General features: G+C 38.6%; 14 protein-coding genes. 3 read left to right on the forward strand and 11 right to left on the reverse strand.

Going from position 1 to position 20717, the window contains the following annotated elements:
* Positions 1-4 precede the first annotated feature (4 nt).
* The 10 genes from ABMA72_RS03525 to ABMA72_RS03570 form a co-directional block, all read right to left on the reverse strand.
* Entirely contained in the window at positions 5-820 is an 816-nt protein-coding gene (locus tag ABMA72_RS03525; protein WP_392856131.1) for an enoyl-CoA hydratase-related protein, read from the reverse strand.
* Positions 820-1725, reverse strand: coding sequence for a hydroxymethylglutaryl-CoA lyase (locus ABMA72_RS03530; RefSeq protein WP_392856133.1), 906 nt, complete (start codon positions 1723-1725; stop codon positions 820-822). The genes ABMA72_RS03525 and ABMA72_RS03530 overlap by 1 nt, the downstream gene beginning before the upstream one ends.
* A 12-nt stretch (positions 1726-1737) precedes the next feature.
* Entirely contained in the window at positions 1738-3642 is a 1905-nt protein-coding gene (locus ABMA72_RS03535) for an acetyl/propionyl/methylcrotonyl-CoA carboxylase subunit alpha (RefSeq protein WP_392856134.1), read from the reverse strand.
* Between the two features lie 5 nt (positions 3643-3647).
* Positions 3648-4439 carry an enoyl-CoA hydratase-related protein gene (locus ABMA72_RS03540; RefSeq protein ID WP_392856137.1) on the reverse strand — a complete coding sequence of 264 codons (792 nt, stop codon included), beginning with the start codon at positions 4437-4439 and terminating at the stop codon, positions 3648-3650.
* A 20-nt stretch (positions 4440-4459) separates the two neighbouring features.
* A complete protein-coding gene (locus tag ABMA72_RS03545) occupies positions 4460-6079 on the reverse strand; it encodes a carboxyl transferase domain-containing protein (RefSeq protein ID WP_392856140.1) in 1620 nt (539 codons plus the stop codon).
* A 112-nt stretch (positions 6080-6191) separates the two neighbouring features.
* Positions 6192-8843 carry a hypothetical protein gene (locus tag ABMA72_RS03550; protein ID WP_393056094.1) on the reverse strand — a complete coding sequence of 884 codons (2652 nt, stop codon included), beginning with the start codon at positions 8841-8843 and terminating at the stop codon, positions 6192-6194.
* A 341-nt stretch (positions 8844-9184) separates the two neighbouring features.
* Positions 9185-12190, reverse strand: a complete 3006-nt coding sequence (locus ABMA72_RS03555) for a coiled-coil domain-containing protein (protein ID WP_393056096.1) — start codon at positions 12188-12190, stop codon at positions 9185-9187.
* Positions 12191-12446: 256 nt separating this feature from the next.
* A complete protein-coding gene (locus tag ABMA72_RS03560; RefSeq protein ID WP_393056098.1) occupies positions 12447-13784 on the reverse strand; it encodes an MBL fold metallo-hydrolase in 1338 nt (445 codons plus the stop codon).
* Entirely contained in the window at positions 13781-17218 is a 3438-nt protein-coding gene (locus ABMA72_RS03565; protein WP_393056100.1) for a thiamine pyrophosphate-dependent enzyme, read from the reverse strand. The genes ABMA72_RS03560 and ABMA72_RS03565 overlap by 4 nt, the downstream gene beginning before the upstream one ends.
* A gap of 70 nt (positions 17219-17288) precedes the next feature.
* The gene (locus tag ABMA72_RS03570) at positions 17289-17804 is read right to left on the reverse strand and encodes an energy transducer TonB (protein ID WP_393056102.1); all 516 of its coding nucleotides are present in this window, start codon (positions 17802-17804) and stop codon (positions 17289-17291) included.
* Positions 17805-17898: 94 nt separating this feature from the next.
* On the opposite strand from ABMA72_RS03570, the gene hppD reads away from it, so the two are divergent.
* The gene (hppD, locus tag ABMA72_RS03575) at positions 17899-18972 is read left to right on the forward strand and encodes a 4-hydroxyphenylpyruvate dioxygenase (RefSeq protein WP_392856154.1); all 1074 of its coding nucleotides are present in this window, start codon (positions 17899-17901) and stop codon (positions 18970-18972) included.
* A 5-nt stretch (positions 18973-18977) separates the two neighbouring features.
* Here the strand turns inward: hppD and ABMA72_RS03580 are convergent, their stop codons facing one another.
* Positions 18978-19337 carry a hypothetical protein gene (locus ABMA72_RS03580; RefSeq protein WP_392856156.1) on the reverse strand — a complete coding sequence of 120 codons (360 nt, stop codon included), beginning with the start codon at positions 19335-19337 and terminating at the stop codon, positions 18978-18980.
* Between the two features lie 273 nt (positions 19338-19610).
* On the opposite strand from ABMA72_RS03580, the gene ABMA72_RS03585 reads away from it, so the two are divergent.
* Both ABMA72_RS03585 and ABMA72_RS03590 read left to right on the forward strand, forming a co-directional pair.
* Positions 19611-19922 carry an EthD family reductase gene (locus tag ABMA72_RS03585; protein ID WP_392856158.1) on the forward strand — a complete coding sequence of 104 codons (312 nt, stop codon included), beginning with the start codon at positions 19611-19613 and terminating at the stop codon, positions 19920-19922.
* A gap of 14 nt (positions 19923-19936) precedes the next feature.
* Entirely contained in the window at positions 19937-20716 is a 780-nt protein-coding gene (locus ABMA72_RS03590; protein ID WP_392856160.1) for an enoyl-CoA hydratase-related protein, read from the forward strand.
* Position 20717: the final 1 nt, after the last annotated feature.

Here is a 20717-nt window from a genome sequence, read left to right on the forward strand (position 1 = left end):
AATACTAATTTCCTTTGAAGTCTGGATTTCTCTTTTCTTTTAGAGCTGATAATCCTTCAAAATGATCATTCGTTCGCTGAGCAATCCCTTGATAAGCACTCATAAGATTTAAGTGAGATTCAAGATCGTCATGTGCAGCACGTTTCATCGCAGTTTTTGTTAATTGAACCGCAACTGGAGCATTGGCAGAAATTTCATTTGCAAATGCACTAACCGCTAACTCAAGGTCTTCACCAGTTACAATATTATTAACGAGTCCCATTTGCATGGCCTCTTTAGCAGTATAGATACGACCTGTTAAGTACATTTCCATTGCCTTAGTGTAGCCAACTTTTCTCGTAAGAAAGTATGGGCCTCCATCACCTGGAACAAGTGAGAGCTTACAGAAAGTCTCACCAAACTTAGCATCATCACTTGCCACTGCTAGATCACACATTGCCACAAGATCACAACCTGCCCCGATAGCACCACCGTGAACCATTGCTATAATTGGTTTTTGAAGTCTTTCAATGACTCTTGGAATATTTTGAATTCCTTTTGAATAACGATTTCTTAATTCAAATGATTCTCCAGCAAACATTCCCTTACGAGCAACCATTGCCTTGATATCGCCACCAGCACAGAAGTTATCTCCCTCGCCTCTTAAAACAATTACACGAATATCAGGATCACCATCAGCAAATGTTAAAACTTCAGTAAGAGAAGCAATCATTTTATTTGTGATAGCGTTGGCCATCTTTGTATTATCAAGACTTACCCATAGGGCCGCATCTTTCTTTTCGATTTTTAAATGTTCAAATTCGTAGCCGTAAATAGACATTACTTTCTTCCTTTATAAGCTTGAAAAAACTTAGACGGTGCTGTGTGACCGATTTTAGAAATGATAAATGAACTAGCGTCATGAAGTTTATCCATATCCACACCAGTTTCATAACCAAGTTTATGTAAGAGATTAACAACATCATCTGTTGCAACGTTACCGCTTGCCCCTTTGGCATATGGACAACCGCCAAGACCTGCCGCAGATGAATCAAAAACTTCGATACCTTCTTCAAGAGAGGCATAGATATTTGCTAACGCCATACCTTCTGTATCGTGAAAATGCATGGCCATTTGTTTTAAATCAAAATGACTAGCAATGAGTTTCGTTATTCGTCTAACCTGGGCCGGGTTAGCAACACCAATCGTATCGCCTAAAGAGATCTCATAGCATCCAAGATCCAATAATCTTTGAATACCATCGAGAATGGCCTTATCTTCGATATCTTTTTCATATGGGCAGCCAAAGACAGTCGAGAGATACCCTCTAACTTTCATGCCTTCATTGAGTGCGGCCTTTGCCACTTCGACTTGTCTGGCATGGGCCTCCTCAATCGTTGCATTGATATTCTTCTGGTTAAAAGTACTAGATGTTGCCGTGAACATACTAACTTCTTTTACCCCAAGATCTTTTGCAACCTCAAGGCCTTTGAGATTTGGAACTAAGCAAGGTGTTGCAATTCCTTTTTCCTGCGTAAACTTTAGCACCTGTGGATAAAGATCCGCAGCATCCTTCATTTGAGGAATTTTATCTGGACGAACAAAGCTTGTTACTTCAATCGTTGATAAACCTGTTTCACTAAGAAGCCTGATAAACTCAAGCTTATCTTCCGTGGCCACAAAATTCTTTTCATTTTGCAATCCATCACGAGGTCCTACTTCAACAATCTTAATTTTCTTAGTCATAGTTAATCCGAGTTAGTTTAATTCTACGAGGTCAACTCCACCATCAATAGTTTGGCCTTCTTGAACAAGTATAGCATCAATCTTTCCATCACGAGATGCCTTAACTGTATGTTCCATTTTCATGGCCTCCATAACAACAAGAGCGTCACCAATCTTTACTTCTTGACCGGCCTCAACAAGAACCTTCAGGATCTTTCCAGGCATCGGAGAGCTCATTTCATGGGCCTCACCAGTTGCGGCCCCAGAACGTTTTGCAACACTTCTTTTAATTTCAACACGCTTACTATTTACAATATAGGCGTCTTTTTGAGTTAAAATATGAAATGGCACTTCATTAATCCAAAGAGCATCCTCTTCAATATCAACAGCACTTGTAAAGCCTTCAAAACGAACAACTAAAGTACTTACTCCAGAGAACTTAAAGAATGCTTCAAAAGTATTTTCACCAAATTCATAGACTCTCTTTTCTCCAGCATCTCCACTCATTCTAAATGAATCAAAAAGAATATCATCCTTTAAGAAGTCATGAGCAAGTGCCGCAGCGATTTCCTCAGCATAGACTTCTGCAGGAGCGAGATCCGCTTCATATGTTTTTACAAAGTGAGTATATGTATTTCCTGCTAAGAATGCTTCATGTTTTAAGATTCTTACAAGGTAATCATTATTAGTCGTTAGACCTTCAAATGGAAGGTGGTTAAGGCCTGCAATCATAGTTCCAACAGCTTCGTTTCTTTCAGCTCCCCAAGTGATTACCTTTGCAATCATAGGGTCAAAGTTAACAGTGATTGAGTTTCCGTTCTTATAACCAGTATCGAGACGTACGCCATCAATAGCGTCTCCAATATACTCAAGACGGCCAATTGCTGGCATAAAGTCATTATCAGGATCTTCAGCATAAATACGACATTCAATAGCATGTCCTACTTGCTTAATATCATCTTGAGTAAAATCAAATTTCTCACCACTGGCGGCCATAAGCTGTAGTTCGACAAGATCATAACCTGTAACCATCTCTGTTACAGGGTGCTCTACTTGTAGCCTCGTATTCATTTCTAAAAAGTAGAAATCCTCTCCATCAAGAATTAACTCAACAGTACCAGCACCATGATAATCAATTGCAGTAGTGATCTTTACAGCAGCATCAGTCATGCGCTTTCTTAATTCATCACTCAATGCCATTGAAGGTGTTTCTTCAATAATTTTCTGGTGACGTCTTTGGATAGAGCACTCTCTTTCAAAGAAGTGAAAGTGGTTTCCATGAGTATCACTCATCACCTGAATTTCAATGTGGCGAGGGCTTGTTATAAATTTTTCAATAAGTACAATATCAGAGCCAAAAGAGCTTAAGGCTTCACGCTTACAACTTTCAAGTTCAGCAAGGAAATCTTTTGAGTCGTTAACAACTCTCATTCCTTTACCACCTCCACCGGCAGATGCTTTAACAAGAACAGGGTACCCCATCTTATCAGCTTCAGACTTTAGAAGTTCTGGTTCTTGATTTTCACCATTATACCCAGGAATAACAGGGACACCAATTTCGATCATCTTGTCTTTTGATCCCTTCTTATCACCCATTAAAACAATATGTTCTGGAGTTGGGCCAATAAAGATAAGGCCTGCGTCTGTTACTTTTTGAGAAAAAGTAGCATTTTCCGAAAGGAATCCATAACCTGGGTGAATTGCATCACAACCACTCTCTTTAGCGATCTGAATAATCTTATCCATATTAAGATAAGTTTCACTAAGAAGTTTCCCTTCTAGGTAATAAGACTCATCAGCGAACTCTCTTTGAGGAAGATTTCTTTCTTCAAAAGTGTAAAGAGTTACAGTTTTCATACCAAGGTTACGACAAGTTTTAATAACTCTTAGTGCAATCTCGGCGCGGTTGGCGATTAATACTTTTTCAATCTTCTTCATAAATATTATTTCCAGTTTGGTTTTCTTTTATCAAGTAGTGCAGTCATTCCTTCCTGACCTTCATCAGAAATTCTCTGCTTAGCAATAACTTCACAAGTGTAATTCATCATCTCTTCATCATTTCCAAGACGCTCTTTCACACCAAAGATAAGCTTCTTTGCAACTCTTTGTGCATTTGGTGCTACCTTGATTAATTCTTTTGCCATACTAACGATATCTGCATCGTAGTAGCGATCAAGTGATACTTTATGAATTAGGCCAATCTCTAGAGCACGTTTTCCATCAAATCTTTCCCCTGTCAGGAATAAGTGGCGAGCATTTGACTCTCCAATCTTTGCCATAACAAATGGAGAGATAACAGCTGGTACTAGACCTAAATTAACTTCTGTTAATCCAAATTTGGCACTTTCACTTGCAATAACAAAGTCACAACAAGCAACAAGTCCAACACCACCACCAAGGGCAGCTCCGTTTACTCGACCTATCACTGGCTTAGAAAGATTATTAATTGCATGGAATAGTCCTGCTAACTTTTTCGAGTCAGCAATATTCTCCTCCATCGAGTAATCTTTCATTTTCTTCATCCAATTAAGATCTGCTCCTGCGCAGAATGATTTTCCAGCACCAGTGAGAATCACAACGCGTACGCTATCATCGTTTTCAAGTGCTAAGAATTCTTCCGTTAGAGCTGCAATCATTTCATCATTGAACGCATTATGTACTTCAGGGCGATTAAGTGTAATAAAGCAAATCCCACTCTCTTCACCTGTTCTTATTTCTTTTGTAAATCCTGTCATAAAAAATCCTTTCTTATTTCCTACATTCTAAAGACACCAAACTTAGTTTCTTCAATTGGTGCTTGCTTACTTGCTTTTAGAGCTGCTCCTAAGATGTCACGAGTCTTGTGTGGCTCGATTACACCATCATCCCACAGTCTAGCTGTTGAGTAATATGCACTTCCTTCATTTTCGTACTTATCTAGGATCGGCTGCTTAAACTTTGCCTCTTCCTCTGTACTCATTGGCTTTTCACCTTTGGCCTTAAGCCCATCTTGGCGAACAGTTGCAAGTACTCCAGCGGCCTGTTCTCCACCCATTACTGAGATACGAGCATTTGGCCACATCCATAAGAAACGTGGTGAATAAGCACGTCCACACATACCGTAGTTTCCTGCACCAAATGATCCACCAATCACAATAGTAAATTTAGGAACATTTACAGTTGAAACGGCCGTAACCATTTTAGCACCATGCTTTGCAATCCCTTCCGCTTCATATTTTGAACCAACCATGAATCCTGTAATATTTTGAAGGAAAACTAATGGAATATTTCTTTGACCACATAACTGAATAAAGTGAGAACCTTTAATTGCAGATTCAGAAAATAGAATTCCGTTGTTGGCAACAATTCCTACTCTCTCACCACAAATCTTTGCAAATCCACAAACCAGAGTTGGCCCATACTTTTCTTTAAATTCATGAAAGCGTGAACCATCCACAAGGCAAGCGATGATCTCACGAATATCAAATGGCTTCTTAGTGTCACGAGGAAGGATACCGTAGATATCTTCAGCGTCATACTTTGGCATTTCAAAGTTAAAGTCGTCCTCGTTTTGCACGAAGTTTGTATTTTCAACGATTGATCTCGTAATCGCTAGCGCATCCTCTTCATCTTCTGCAAAGTGATCAGCTACACCAGACTCACTCGTGTGAACTTTTGCTCCACCTAGAGTTTGGGCATCAACCTCTTCACCCGTAGCCGCTTTTACTAACGGAGGTCCACCTAAGAAGATCGTTCCATTATCTTTTACGATAATTGATTCATCGGCCATGGCAGGAACATACGCTCCCCCAGCAGTACATGAACCAAGAACAACAGCAATTTGTGGAATCCCTTGAGCAGACATTTGTGCCTGATTAAAAAAGATTCTTCCAAAGTGTTCTTTGTCTGGGAATACTTCATCTTGCATTGGTAAGAAGGCCCCACCAGAATCAACAAGATAAATACAAGGTAGACGATTTTCTCGTGCCACTTCTTGCGCTCTTAGGTGCTTCTTAACAGTCATAGGAAAGTAAGTTCCACCCTTAACAGTGGCGTCGTTTGCAACAAACATACACCATACACCGTGTACTTTACCGATACCTGTTACGATACCAGCGCTTGGAATATCCATGCCGTACATACCATTAGCAGCTAATGAAGATAATTCAATAAATGGAGATCCTGCATCGAGGATCTTATCAATACGCTCACGTGGAAGTAGCTTTCCACGAGAATGGTGACGAGAAACAGACTTCTCCCCTCCACCCATATGAGCATGTTTAACTTTGTTTCTTAATTCTTCTACATTTGAAAAATGAAAATTGAAATTTTCTCTAAAGTCGTCACTAGAGCGATCAACTTTAGAAACGATAGGTAGCGTCCCTGAAATTGTCATAGAAATTGCCTCAAACTTATGTAATAAAACTGAGCAATTTTATCTATTTATCAGGGATTTTGACAAGGCAAGGCACGTTATAACGCGCCTCGCATCGGTTTATTCTAAGAAATTATTCTGATATTTCTGCTGCATTGAGAAATTTTGAGTAGATACTTTCCTCCGAACTTACTTCTGAAGGCTCAGAAGCTATAGAACGACCTGCGTTATCTAGCTTTTTAATTTGATCAAACTCTAATTGTGGCCCTTCTAATTCAGGTAGCATCGCAACTTCATATAGTGCATCCTTTGACTGAGATAGAATGACATTACCATTATCGTCGTGACCGATGAAATATGTTTGTCCGTCAGCTAGAACGACACGGTTGCTTCCTTTTGAAATAGCATCTGCAACAAGTTTTCGATCTTGTTTGCCAATACGATTATCTGAAACAGATAGGACATCAGATCTTGCACTATTTGATAAGCTTAGCCCAGATGCCATCTCTTGTGGACCAAGAGCACTTGCAGCCGCGGCCATGCCTGTAGAAGCAGAGGCCCCAATACTTGTACCACCACCTCCACGGCCACCACTCGCACCAGCAGAAGCTTGCGCCCTAACCTGAGAATGAGAACTTGCTGGCCCTGCATAACCTGAAGCATGGACTCCATTATACGAAGCATCGTCGTTAAAGACCTGCTCACTTGCAGGGGATCTTTCTCTTTTCTTTGAACTTTCTTCATTAACAGCAAGTGCATTTTTTGCGACATTAGCTAATTGTTCTTTAAGTTCTCGTAGTTGCTTTCTAAGCTCTTGTGCTTCAGTGTCATCGTTAACATTAGTAGCAAGTTGATTTTCAATTTTCTCAACTTGATTTTCGATTTCTCTTTCTACTCTTTCATGTTTTGTATCTGTAGCTGAAGAAATTGTATTCGTTTGTACCTGTGCAACTTGGGCCTGTCCCATTGTTGTCATTTGCGACTCTGGATTAATCCCAGCACCTTGAGTATTTGTATACTTCTTATTTAAGTACTCGGCCGTTTTTGAAAAAGCTCCATCATCCACTGAATCTCTTGCTACATTATCAATACCAGAACTTGCCTTAGCACCATTATTAAAAGCATTTGCGAGTCCTCCTTTTTCATAAGACTCTCTAATTGAAGCAATTTGCTGTCCGTGACTTCCACGTACTTCATCAAAAACTAATGCTGGATCATAAGTCGAAGTAAAATTTCCATAACCACTTGCTACAGTTTGAGAAATTTCTCCCTTATCAACAGCGGAACAGTAGAAGTTAGCCGTTTCAATATTGTTACCACCAAATAACTCATTCGCCTCAGTAAACTCAACGGCAGAAACACTTTTCATTACATCATCAAAATTTGAAGGGTTACAAGTATATTCTAATTCTTCAATTCGACTCTCACACTCACTAATGACTTCTTCTTTCAAATCAGTTAAGTGATTCATTAGGGAATCAAAAATAAAATTCTTAGTATCAACACCCTCATTTTTAATTTCTTTTAATGCCTTCGTTACTTGCTCAAAGTCATCAGCATCACGAACCATTGACTTCATAAATTTTGATCCAAAGAATGATACGTATTGAATTAGGAATTGATCCTCTTCCTCAGCAGTAAAAATCTGATCGGCATAATCAAGACGACCTTCTTTCCCATTTGTTTGATAGTAAAGTGATCGACTTAGTTTATCTGTCTTTGCAATCTCTCTTTCTCTAAAGCTATAAAACTCACGACTAAAAATTTTATTATTATAAACGTAGGCCTTGAGGTCATCTTTGTAATACTTAGAATATCCTTCTCCACCAATTCTTTGTTCATTGAAACGAACGATAAAGAGATCAATGAATTGATTTCTCTTACTACCACCCTTTCCATCAAGGGCCACATTTTCTGCTGCAATTTTTTCATCGAAGTATTCATCGATATCAGTATTAGACCTCGTAAACAACTGGTTAAGGCGCTTCTTAGCTTCTCCTTCAGCATTTGTCTTCAAGAGGTTATCTAAATTATAGCCAATCTTCTTATCAATAGCATCTCTAACCTGTGGGCCAAAACAAGACTCAATCTTTTGACTAATTTTATCAATATCACTCTTTGTACATGTGAATCGATCAAAGTTTTTATCTCTAATAGATAACTTATGACGGTAGCGCTCAAGTCTGCCGGCATTGTCTCTAATGAGATCTAGTAGATTGTAAACTCGACTCGCAACGATAGCAGAATGAAACTTATTCTTATAAGCTTCATCTGAATTAGGTATTAATGACTGCTCCTGGGTAACAGAAGTTGTCACATTACTTACGCATTCACAGTATTGCTTAACTTCAATTTTCTCTTTAGCACCTTCATTAAGGTCAACACTGTAGAGAGTATCTCGACATGCATTACCATATCTCGACATACTGATTTCCATTTGTGTCACTTGGTCAATTTGAGTATCTGCCGGAGAGGAGCTCTTACGATCTCCAACACAACCAGCCTTTGCTAAGGTCTTTTCCATATCGACAAATGGATCACTTGTTCCAAGAATACGATTTTTTCTAATTTCATTAAACGTATCTTCGTTTTGATCAACTTGTTCAAGAAGAAAAGTACCTGCATCGGCCACTACTGTATCGACTTGACTTAACATGAGTAGGTTTTGATGAATAGGTGCTGCGACAGAGCCAGTGCCAATACCAGCACCGAATACGCCAACAGCTTGAGCTGTGCTTTGTAGAGTAAATAATGTCGTTGTAATAAATATTTTAATTAATTTCATTTCCGTCCCGGATACCTGATCCATTTTGTCTATCGGTGGCATTAAGAATTCTCTTAAGTGACCAAAATTTATTGTACCCCTTCCTTTCTTCAATATATTATGGACGCTAAAAATATATTTTCTAAATAGCTTTTTAAGACTTTAGATAGCAAGTGATCAAACTCACTGAATTCACGTGTACATTTGTTCAAAATCAAATAAATATCTTAGAATCAACAAAATACTCCTACGCCAATAATAGTCGTCGTTTCAACAGTTTCTATTTTCATAAAAAAGTAAAAAAAAATAAAAAAAAGGCCAGCATATGCTGGCCCTTTCTATTGTTTAGAATGTGAATTTGATTATTCGTTAATTTCGGCAGCATCTAAGAATTTAGAGTAAATACTATCTTCACCTGGTGCTTTAGTTTCTTCACCTTCAGATGCAATTTCACGCTTTGGTCCATCTTCGGCCTTTGGTGTTGGCAATTGAGGACCTTCTTGTTCTGGCCCAGGTACACTTGCTAGAACCTCCTCTGCAGTTTCTGAAAGGATAACATTCCCATCTTCATCATGCCCGATATAGTAAACTCGACCATCGGCCAGAACAACACTATTACTTCCTTCAGCAATGGCCTTAGCAACTAATCGCTGATCACTTTTTGCAATATTATCTCCTGCCACAGCTCCAGAGTTTGCACGTGAAGACGAAGAACCGGATGTTAGTCCAAGACCACCAGTTGCCCCAAGACGGTTTATTCCACTCACTCCTGAACCCGCAGAAGAAATACTTCCTGTACCACTTGCACCTGAGTTAGTTGGTATATTAGAACCACCTGAAGCCTGCTGAACAGCTCTTGGAGAACCTGAAGCCGAAGTATCACGACGTCCTCCACCAAAACCGCTGTTGGCAGCAATATTAGACATTACTTTATTTCTTTGTGCTGCAATTCTCTTTTCTCTTTCAGGATCATCCGTAGGATCACTACTTTCGTTCTTTGATGTGATAGCAGAGTTAAGCTCCGCAATTTGTGCCTTCAGCGCAGCTAATTCGGCCTTAAGCTCAGCACTCTGACTTGCTTCATCAGTTGAAACTGCAGTTGAGCTTTGATTCTCTTCGATCTCTTTAGCAATCGCCTCTGCCTCATCCTCAACTCTTGATCTTACATCTTCAAGGGACTTTACAGAAGTCGTCGGATTTTGAATCATCGACTGTAGCGAGTTACTATCGATGACATTGGAGCTAGTGAAGCTTGAATTAGCTACAGCTGAGTTTGAACTATTGTAGCTTTCAAGAAATTGCGCAGCTTCATCAAAATTATACTCGCTTGAACTTCCATCATTTGCGACACCTGAGTCTTGTCCATTATTAATAATATCACCAGCAGTATTAGCTCTTTCAACAAAGCCTCCGAGGCCTCCATCTAATTTTGAATCGTCGTCACTCTTTACTTTATTAGTCGCAAGGCCAGTCGTTGGATCATATGAGCCTTTAATTTGCTCTAAGACTTTTTGTGAGTCCGAAACAACAGAGCTAGCAAGCTTGGCCGCATTCTCATTGGTAACACCCATATCTAGGGCAAGACAATACTTTCTTGAATTCAAAGAAACGTCTTCACTATTTGTATCATTAATCGCAACGAATTCTTCTAAAGAAAGAGAAGACATAATCTCTTTAGGACTACTGTTACAATCCTTTTCAAGGGCCTCAATTTTTTGACGACATGTTGCTCTTAATTCATCTTCGTGCTGATTTCTAATTACGTTATACATATCTCCCATCACTTTAGCGCCTTGATCATTTTTCGTTTCAAGAGCATTTAGAGCGTTTGAGATTTCAGATAGAGATGCCTTTGAAGAACCATCAAGTAGTCGTGGTAATGTTTGACTGGAAATTGATGTTGCAAATTGTAACATTAGCATATCTTCCTGAACTTGAGAGATATACATATTATCGACAAAAGAGCTTCCCCAACCATAACTTTTATTTTCTAAATTGGCCTTTGCTCTTAATGTTTTATCCGTTACATCAAGTTCCTGCTTTCTAAAATCTTGATAAGCTCCATACATAACAGGATCACTATAGATATACTTATTTAAGCGTGCCACATATGAACGAGGAAACCCTAAAGGTCCTCTTTTATGCTGGCTATATTCTAAGATAAAAATATTTGCGAATTCTTTTAGCTTTTCTTCATCAGTTGTGAACATCTGTCTTTGTCCACTAACATTTTTATCAATGTCTTCAAAGATTTGCTCGAAGCGATTCTTAGCGCGAGACTGTCTAGACGAGTTACCAAGAGCTGGAATCGTTGTCATAAAGTGTAGGCCAATCATATCATCCGAAGAATCAAGTTCCAGTTTCTTATCAATAGCATCACCAAGCCTTCCTGCAAAACAAGACTTAAGCTTATTACTTAGGTTTTCAATATTCTGCCCAGAGCAACTATACGGGTCATTCACATAGCTGTGCTTGTCAAATTCATCAAAACGAACTCTTGCGCTCTCTAAGAAGTCTTTAAATTCTTTGACTCTGTGAGCGACAACTTTTTCATAAATTTTATCAGAGAAGTTATCAATAACATCCTTCTGACCTAGCTCTTCTTCTTGTTCATCAGAATGAGTTATCTTATTTGCGCAATTACAGAATTTTTGAGGGTCAACTTTTGGTGTTATACTAAATGGATCTTCATCTATTGTTAAATAGTCATCAGAACAGCCTTTAAAACGGCTATCAAGCTTAAACATAAATGACTCAAGGAACTCACCATTCGTCCCTAGACGATTCTCAGAAATTGAATCATCACCAGTACAAGGCCTGTAGGCTTCATCAAAGCGAAAAGCAGTCGCATTATTCCAAGGATTGCCTCCAACGGCCACTGCAGAACTATGTGGATATTGTACTTTTTGCTTAAAAATGAAAGGAGAATTCGATAATCCCTTTAGTGATTTGTCACCATCGTCATAATTCAATTCGATTAGATTATCATAACTAAAGTCGTCCATTGGATCTTCAATACGACTCATAAGACCAGTTTGAAGGAAGCTTGCACTGTAAAACATCGGAGGAACTTTACTTCTAATTCCATCCCCACCTTCAAGCTCTCTAAGCTGTAGACGCTTAAGACGAATCGACTTCTCAAAATCATTATTCGTTTCAGCGATGTTATAGACTTGTTGAACAAGGACTTGTTGAACAGGGTCCACAGCATTGAATTGCCCACTTGCATTCACAACCGCATTACCAACCGCAGCGCCAAGCATGTCACCACTTTGATCAGCCACTCCACTAATAAGACCTGATTGTCCATTAGCAAAGCTTGAGTTAATCGTGAATAATAGGATAATCGATGATTTAACAACTTTCATTTCTTCCTCACATAGATTAATCTTCTTAATTTATCGGTTAATAAGTTTTATTTCTTTACTTAACCGACAATAAAGTTGACCACTCCCCTCTATCATTTTCACTTGAGAAAGGGTGTGAGTGAATAATTTTAATAAATTAGGTGCAAGATAATTTTTAGACCGACTTTAACTAGCTGATATCAAAGAATAATTTTCAATTGTAAAATTACTATTCACCAAAAACTGTGCAATTAATTGTGCCAATAAAATTTGCTTTTTAGCAAAGTCCTGGCCCAAACTCTTCCAATTTATTTAAGTGAGAGTCAATCGTCGCATAAGCATACTTGTGTAGTCTATCAGGAAGATCAGGATATATTGATTGAAAGATCTCTTCACGACTCTTGCCTTCTTCCAAGCAAGCACGGATTTGATTCTCTCTTTCAATTCGATGATCAAGAGTTTGCTTAATCTTATTGGTTCCCCCAAGGCAGATACCATGTGAAGGCATCACAACTTGTGGATTAAGATTAATGACATGATTTAGAGATTGAAAATATTCTCGCATATCTGAGCCTCGGCCACTAATTGTAACTGTTCCAATTGTTTGAATAAGATCAGATACAATCATCCATGAGCCGTCAGCACGAAGAAGTGAGCTCTGGCCAAAAGCATGCCCACCAGTTGTGACAAGCTTCACATCATGGCCACATGACGTTGTGATAATGTCACCGTCTTTATAAAATTTTACATCGTGGCCTTCAAAGTAGTCCTGTCCAAAGTCTTCAAGGAGATGCTCATAAGTTCCCTTAGACATGGAAAAAGGCAGGCTTAACTTTTTTGCCAACTCACGACTAAATTCGTGATGATCTGGATGGTGATGTGTTAGAAAAATTTCACTTAAGCGATGTTCTTTTAGCCCATAGATAAGTTTATCTAATTCTTTTTCATTCTTCGGAGAAGGATCAATAACAATTTTCTTTCCGTTATCATCTCCTATAACAAAGCAATTTGTACGATTTGCTGGAGGAAAAGTATGCGATAGAGGCATGTACTGACGTAGGCCAAATAAAGGCTCAATCATTGGAACTTGCTTCTCTCCGTCATATTTTAAATTAGCATCAAGGAAGTCGACAGAATTAATATCTCGATCAAGATCCTTTAAAATCGTAATCATAGGAGGAACAACTAAAAGATGACCTTTCTTATATTCAGTAAATGCCTCGTGGCAATTCATCCACGTTGCATTGGCAATCTCCCCTTCATCAAAGTGAAAGGCTATTTCATCGAGGGCCTTCTTATCTTTAACAAAGACCTTGAAGTAGTAATTTTCAAAGCGATGTGGATTAAAGTCCGGTGTTACTGCTAATGCATATTGTTTCACATCGCTAATATGTTCAGACTTTAATAGCTCATCAATATTTATATGAAGCTCTTCTTGAATTTCTCTTTTAAGAGCAAATAGAAGATAGTCATCTCCACCATTGACAACATCCTCTTCATCAACTTTTCCCCCTGGAAAAGAAGAATAGCCAGGGAAAGCTCTTAGGTAGTTTTGTCTCTTCATGATAAGGACTTGGTCCTCACAGATAAATATTGCTGAAACTGATTGCTTCAATTGATCTCCAACTCTTTAAATACTCTTTGTGCATTATTGTAGCGAACTTCCCTGTAACCTTTAATATTATCGAGAAGTTTGAGGGCGTGGTATTGACTATTTCTTGCCTCAATTTTTTGGATGCCATTAAATAGAAAATTTCTAACTTTAGCACTAATCTCTCTTTCCTTCTCGTGCCATGCTGGAAGAAATGAGCGTAATAATCTAAAGTGTCTCATAATTTTTAACTGCCAATCTTTTGGTGAAATATCAAATTCTATCTTCTTTCCAAAAATATCAAATGATGGGCGGTTAATTCTCTCTTTTGAATATGACTTTCCAAGGAAGCTATAGATCCCTTCTTCCATTTGTTTTAAAAATGGTGAAAGCATTAAGTGCGCAACCATAACTTCATCTTTTACGATAAAAGTCTTAGCAAGAACTCGTGTCGCAAGAACTCGATTCTCCTCGTTAACAATCGTTCCAATAGCTCTGGCACCTGAAATAAACTCAGTCGTCTCTTTTCCACGATTGTATATATACTGATCGTGAATTAGTTGAATTAAGTCCTTACGACTCATCCAATTAATATCAACGATGGCCTGATCAAGATGCTCTCTAAACTTATTAATAATATAATTAGAATTATGCCATGGAAGTAATGAAGCCTTAATAGACTCGATTGCGAGATCAAGCGGGTCCTTACTTTTGATAACAAGATTCTTATACTTAGCTTCAAAGGCTTCAGTACCAAGCGAGGCCATTTCTCGCCCAAGCTTAAACGAAGCAATATTATTTTCAACCTCTGCAGGTTTCATTGATTTTTTGAGTGCACCAAGTAAATCGTCTTCTCCAAAAGGAACAAGGCCTAATTGGAATGCGTAACCAAGAATCATACTTGAAGCATAAACGGCCTTTCCAAAGAAGAGATCACACCACTTCTTAAGTGGCACAAGAATAATTCGATCATCACCCTTGCTTCTGACTTTTTCAATAAGCTTTGCTCTTGTTAAGCTCTCTTCACTCTCCCCTTTATCAAGAAGAATTGAAAGAGGCACTTGATATGAATCATCAAAAATGGCAACAGCATTTTCAGTCTTTAGAAATCCAAGTTGCCCTATACCATCTAAAAGGTCAGGGCTTAAGAGTACATCAGATCCACCACGTGGAGTAACCGCTCCCATTGACTTATCTTTGTGGCAAATTGACATATGCCCAGTTACATTCCCATTTCTTTGAGCAAGGCCCTTTTGATCCATAAATTTAAAATCAAGATCATTACGGCCGGCCATTTCAACACATGCATTCGCAATAATTTTAGAGATTGTAGTAATCCCTGAACCACCAACACCTGTTACAACCATTCGCCAAGTGTCTCCACTAGCAATGGCATCAAATGTCTTCTTCGTTTCAAACTCTTTAAGATCGTATGTTAAGTGAGAAAGATCACTATCTCGATACATTGTCGGGTGATAACCCTTAACGACAACTTTCTCAAAACTAGGGCAGGCCTTCATTTTTGTACAATAACTATCGGCCACACAAATAGTAGGATCAATTGCCATCTTAGTTCCGTAAGCATCCATCACTTGAGTTAATCCAGGACAACCTGTCTCTTCAATACAAACGCGGCAATCTTCACAAGCAGAAGTATTAATTTGATAGAAAGTTTTCTCAGTTAAAGACCCTTTCTGTTTTATCTGAGTTCTCTCCTTTGCTCTTACCTTTGCTTGGTAAGTAAGAGAACATTCTTTATTAGAAATAATTACCTTCACACCCTTTTGAACAACAAATTCGCGCATAAGGTTTTGGTAAAAGTAGCGATCTGATGGATTGACTTCCTTAGCAACCTTAACGCCAAGGTTTTGAACGATATTTAACATATCTTGCTTTGGCCTCTTACTTCCCTCTACGTTAACTTGAGAAGCAGGAGTCATCTGGTGCCCTGTCATGGCCGTATTATCATTATCTAAAAGAATATAAGTAATATCGTGATCAGCTTGAACTGAATTTGAAATATCTGTTAAACCAGAGTGGAAGAAAGTTGAGTCTCCCATAAGAACAACAGAAGGATTCTTTGTAAAAAGATCCATCCCAGCTCCAAGAGCACCACCTTGCCCCATTGCAGATAAGTTATGCATCTCTCCAAACGGAGGTAAGAATGAAAGCGAATAGCAACCAACATCTCCGTGAGTGATAAGGTCAATATCTTGGGCCTTAAGCCAACGACGAAGATCTTTTAAAAGAGAAAGAGTCTCACGGTGTGGACAACCTGGACAAAAAGTCGGAAGTCTTTTTGGAAGAATCTCTCCGAAATTTCTTTCTTCGAATGCCAATGATTTACATTGGCCAATTTCAAGATAGTCTTTCAGTGCTTCAAGTTTTTCACTGATGATCTCATAACTAAGCCCACCAAATGCAGGAAAGCCTTCAGAGTCCTTAAAGTCTTTACCAACAATATCAAGAGTCAGGCCATGCTTCTGACAAAGAGAGCGAATTTCTCCTTCAAGAAAGCCTCTCTTTTCTTCAACCACAACAAGTTTCTTTAGGCCTTTTAAGTATGGGACTAATAAGTCATCAACTAGTGGGAATGAAGAGGCAACTTTATATAAAGAGAAGTGATCAAGATACTCACCTTCTTCTAAGCATTGTTTAAGTGTTTCAAAAATAACACCACTTGAGATAAATCCAATATCTGCGTTCGGTTTTCCAAAAACTTGGTCAAGGGCCATCTCTTTTAGAACGCTTTGTAGCTTAGGGAAACGCTCTTTAATCATGCTAATATCAGCAAGAAGCGAATTTGGTGGAACCATAACATTCTTTTGAAGATCAAAAGTTGAAGGATCGATATCAATCAATCCGGCCTCAATTGGAGCTTCATCGAAACACTCAACGCGTCCCCCACCTTCAGCTAAGAAAGTAGTTAAAAGCAGCCCCTGATAGAGACTTGTTTTTGATGAAATCTCTTTCGCTTTAGCAATCCAATCTTTTAACTCTTTCGGATTTGATGGTTCTAAAAAAGACATATGAAGATGCTTAAAAAGATACCTTGAGTCTGCTGCCGTTGAAGTAGACATTGACCAAGGGTCATCACCAACACAAATAACTGTTGCCGGATAAACTTCCTTTCCATCAACAATCTTTGGACGTGCAGGATTAGCAAAGTTACCAACAGATAGAGCGTCACTTGCTACATGAAGCCCCATTGACTTCATGGCCACAATACAATCACGTCCCGCTTGCTTTACACCGCTGGCCATCGCAGCAGCATTGGCCTCAGAGTTAGCAATCACAACACGGATGCCTTTATCGTGAAATTCTTTTTTCTTCTTATATAAGATATTAAAATAATCTGCTAACGGTGACCCTGGGTAACCAGTGTAAAGATTAAAACCAGCTTCAAGAGCACCTTGAATGATTAACTCATTCCCATTGAGAATTCTATATTGACTCATAATTCCTCTAAATTTAATTGAGGTGCAAGTATAGAATTTTTATTATGTTTTTTGACGAACCAAAGCGTCATTACTCAATAGTAAACATAATTTTTTTAGTATACGTATTTTGTCTCTTTTGAGGTTTGAATTGCCACTGTTTGGCAACGCTTAGAACTGCTTCATTAAAAGCTGTATAATCAGCTGACTTTAGGATCTTGGCATCGATAACCTTACCGTCAACACCCACCACGAGAGAGATTGTAACACTTCCTCCTATCGCAGACCTTCTGGCAGAACGTGGATAAATCGGCGCTTCAAAGTGTACGATTTGATTATCAAAGGTATTATTTGTCACAACCTGTTGCTGCTCAGATTTAACAGACTTCTTTTTGGCCTGAACACTTTTGCTGGGCTTTTGTTCAAGCTTCTTTTCTTTTATCTCTTCTTCATCTTTCTTACTAATAGCGTGTGCCTTAATTTGAATATCAATACCAATTCGCTCGCGCCTCATTTGCTGCTCACCCTTTCGAATATTTGAAAAGAAGATAACGGCATGAGTCACTAGACTTAGTGCAAAAAAGAAAAACCATAAACGATGCTTCATGCACATATCATAATGCATCTTGCTCCATTTGGGAAAAATCGTTAGTATCTTCCATACTCTATTCAAACAGCAAAATTTAAAGAAGGAAGTTTTTATGAACTCAAAAATTTCTCCAGAGAACCCACTTGGGGTTCTGGCCATTGACCACCTAGAATTCACATGTGACTCATTAGAGACGGCCACGAAAGAATTATTCTATACATTTGGTTTTTCTAAGACATATGAAAAGCAAAGTGAAAGCAAAGAGCTTTTCACTCAAGGGCAAGTTAGATTTCTTCTAACAGCACAAAAAGGTGGCCATGCAGAAAGTTATTTCAAGGACCACGGTGAAGGTGTTTCAACAATTTCATTCTTAGTAGAAGATTGTGAACACGCATATAAGACAGCAATGGAGCGTGGTGCAGAGTCACTACAAGAAGTTGTTATCACAGAAAATGAGCACGGTGTTTATAAGAGTGCTCGTATCAAAGGTTTTGGAGATGTTGCCAATGAGTTTATTGAAAGACCTCGCTCATTCTTCCGTCCAGAATTTACAAAACTTGATGAGGATCCAAAGGCACGTCCACTAGGCTCACGAGTTGCAAGAATTGACCACCTAACAAATAATGTTCCTAAGGGTGAAATGAAAAAATGGGTTGAGTTCTATGACCGTGTTTACGGATTCAAGGTAACTCGTTACTTCGATATTAAAGGTTCAAAAACAGGACTTAACTCAGAAGTTGTTCAGCTTCCAAAGGGTGAAGTTATTATTCCAATCAATGAGCCAAAAGAAGCCGGTGGAAAGGACCAAATTCAAGAATTCCTTGATCGTCACAACGGTGCAGGTGTTCAGCATATTGCTCTAACTTGTGGAGATATTCTAACAACAGTAAAAGATTTAAGAGAAAGAGATATTAAATTTCTCGATATTCCTCACTCGTATTACGAAGGTATTTCAGGACGTGGGATTAATGTTACAGAAAGCCTAGAAGAGCTTGAAGACCGTCAACTTCTAGTTGATGGAGATGAAGAAGGATACCTAATCCAGAACTTCACTGATACATATGTTGGTCCGCTATTTTTTGAATTTATTCAAAGAAAGAATCACAATGGATTTGGGGAAGGAAACTTCCAGGCCCTCTTTGATGCCATTGAAAGAGATCAAATGGCCAGAGGATACCTGGATTAAACTAATTACTTAATACAACTGAAGATGCTTTGTTTTTGAAAAGATCTCGAAGCAAAGCATCTTTTATCAATTGTCATATCTGACCAAGCTTTATAAGCACGATCGCGAATTGAATTGATCACTTCAACAAATCCTTCAAGGACTTCGTATTCTGACTTATCAGAACATTCAAAGAAGAAGTTCTCGCAAATAACTTCTTTAGAAATGATAATATCTTCTCGCTCTGTATTAATAACAATATGGGCCTCATGAAAAGGGCGAAAAGATTCAATTACGTGCGCACGCACATCTCTTGGTGAAACTTCTAAGGCAAATGACGCCTGAATTGCCATTGCTACTAGAATTAATTTGATTAATATTTTCATTTTCCACTCCGGGATTAATTTTTTTAGATGCGGCAATATAGACGAAAATCTAAAGGCAATGTTTATTATTGAAAGTATTTCACATGGCGTCATTAAAAACTGATATTTTCCATTAGATTAAACTAATATATGGTTTTCCTTTATCTAAACCACTGAAAATACGTCAAAAAATGACTCAACTAGCCTATTCAAAAGGCCCTTCATATCCCTACAATATTGATTTAATTAACTAAAATTTAAACAATACGACACAACTTCAAAGAAAGGATACTTATGTACAAGTTAATCGCCATTTATAAAATTCCAAACGATATCGACGCATGGGAAAAGCACTATGCAGAAGTTCACACTCCACTTGTAAAGAAAGTTCCAAGCATGAAAGAGCTACGCTTAAACCGCATCACGGGAACTCCTCGTGGAGCAAGTGACCTACACGTTATCGCAGAAATGGTATTTGAAAATAAAGACGACTTTAAAGCAGGTATGAGCTCTGAAGAAAATATGGCATGTGGAAAGGATCTATTTAATTTTGCTAAAGAGATCGTTTCAGTTCACTTCGCTAAAGAAGAAGTCATCACTCTTTAATAAGGAAAATTTTAATGAGTAATATCCTTTGTGAATTTCCATATAACGGACACGAGCATATCGCCCTAGTGAAGCTTAATCGCCCTAAGGTTTTGAATGCTCTTTCAACAGATCTAATGAGAGAGTTAGTTGATAAACTTTTCGAACTTGATGATAACCCACAAGTTCGTGTCATCATTCTAACTGGTGATGACCGCGCATTTGCCGCTGGTGCAGATATTGCACAAATGGTTGAAGCAACTCCAATTGATCAAATCAATGATAATCGCTTTCGTTCTTGGCAACAACTTGCTCAAATCACAAAACCAATCATTGCGGCCGTAAATGGCTTCGCTCTTGGTGGTGGTTGTGAGTTAGCGATGCACTGTGATTTTATCATTGCAGGAGATAGCGCAAAATTTGGTCAACCAGAAATTAAAATTGGAACGACTCCAGGTGCTGGTGGAACTCAAAGACTAACACGTGCTCTTGGAAAATCGAAGGCCATGATGCTTGCCATGACAGGTGAAATGTTTGGGGCAAAAGAGGCCATGGATTGGGGACTCGTTGCAAAGGTTGTTCCTAGCACGACTCTACTTCAAGAAACTTTTGAGATGGCAAAGAATATCGCAAATAAAGCACCTGTTGCCATTAAGCTTATCAAAGAGTCTGTTAACAAGGCCTTTGAAATGAGCTTAAGCGATGGTGTTGATTTTGAAAGAAGAAATTTTTATCTCACATTTGCAAGTAGCGACCAAAAAGAAGGAATGCGTGCCTTCTTAGAAAAGCGCTCACCAGAGTACAAAGGAAATTAAA

This window comes from Halobacteriovorax sp. CON-3, assembly GCF_043196995.1.
Lineage (GTDB): Bacteria > Bdellovibrionota > Bacteriovoracia > Bacteriovoracales > Bacteriovoracaceae > Halobacteriovorax_A.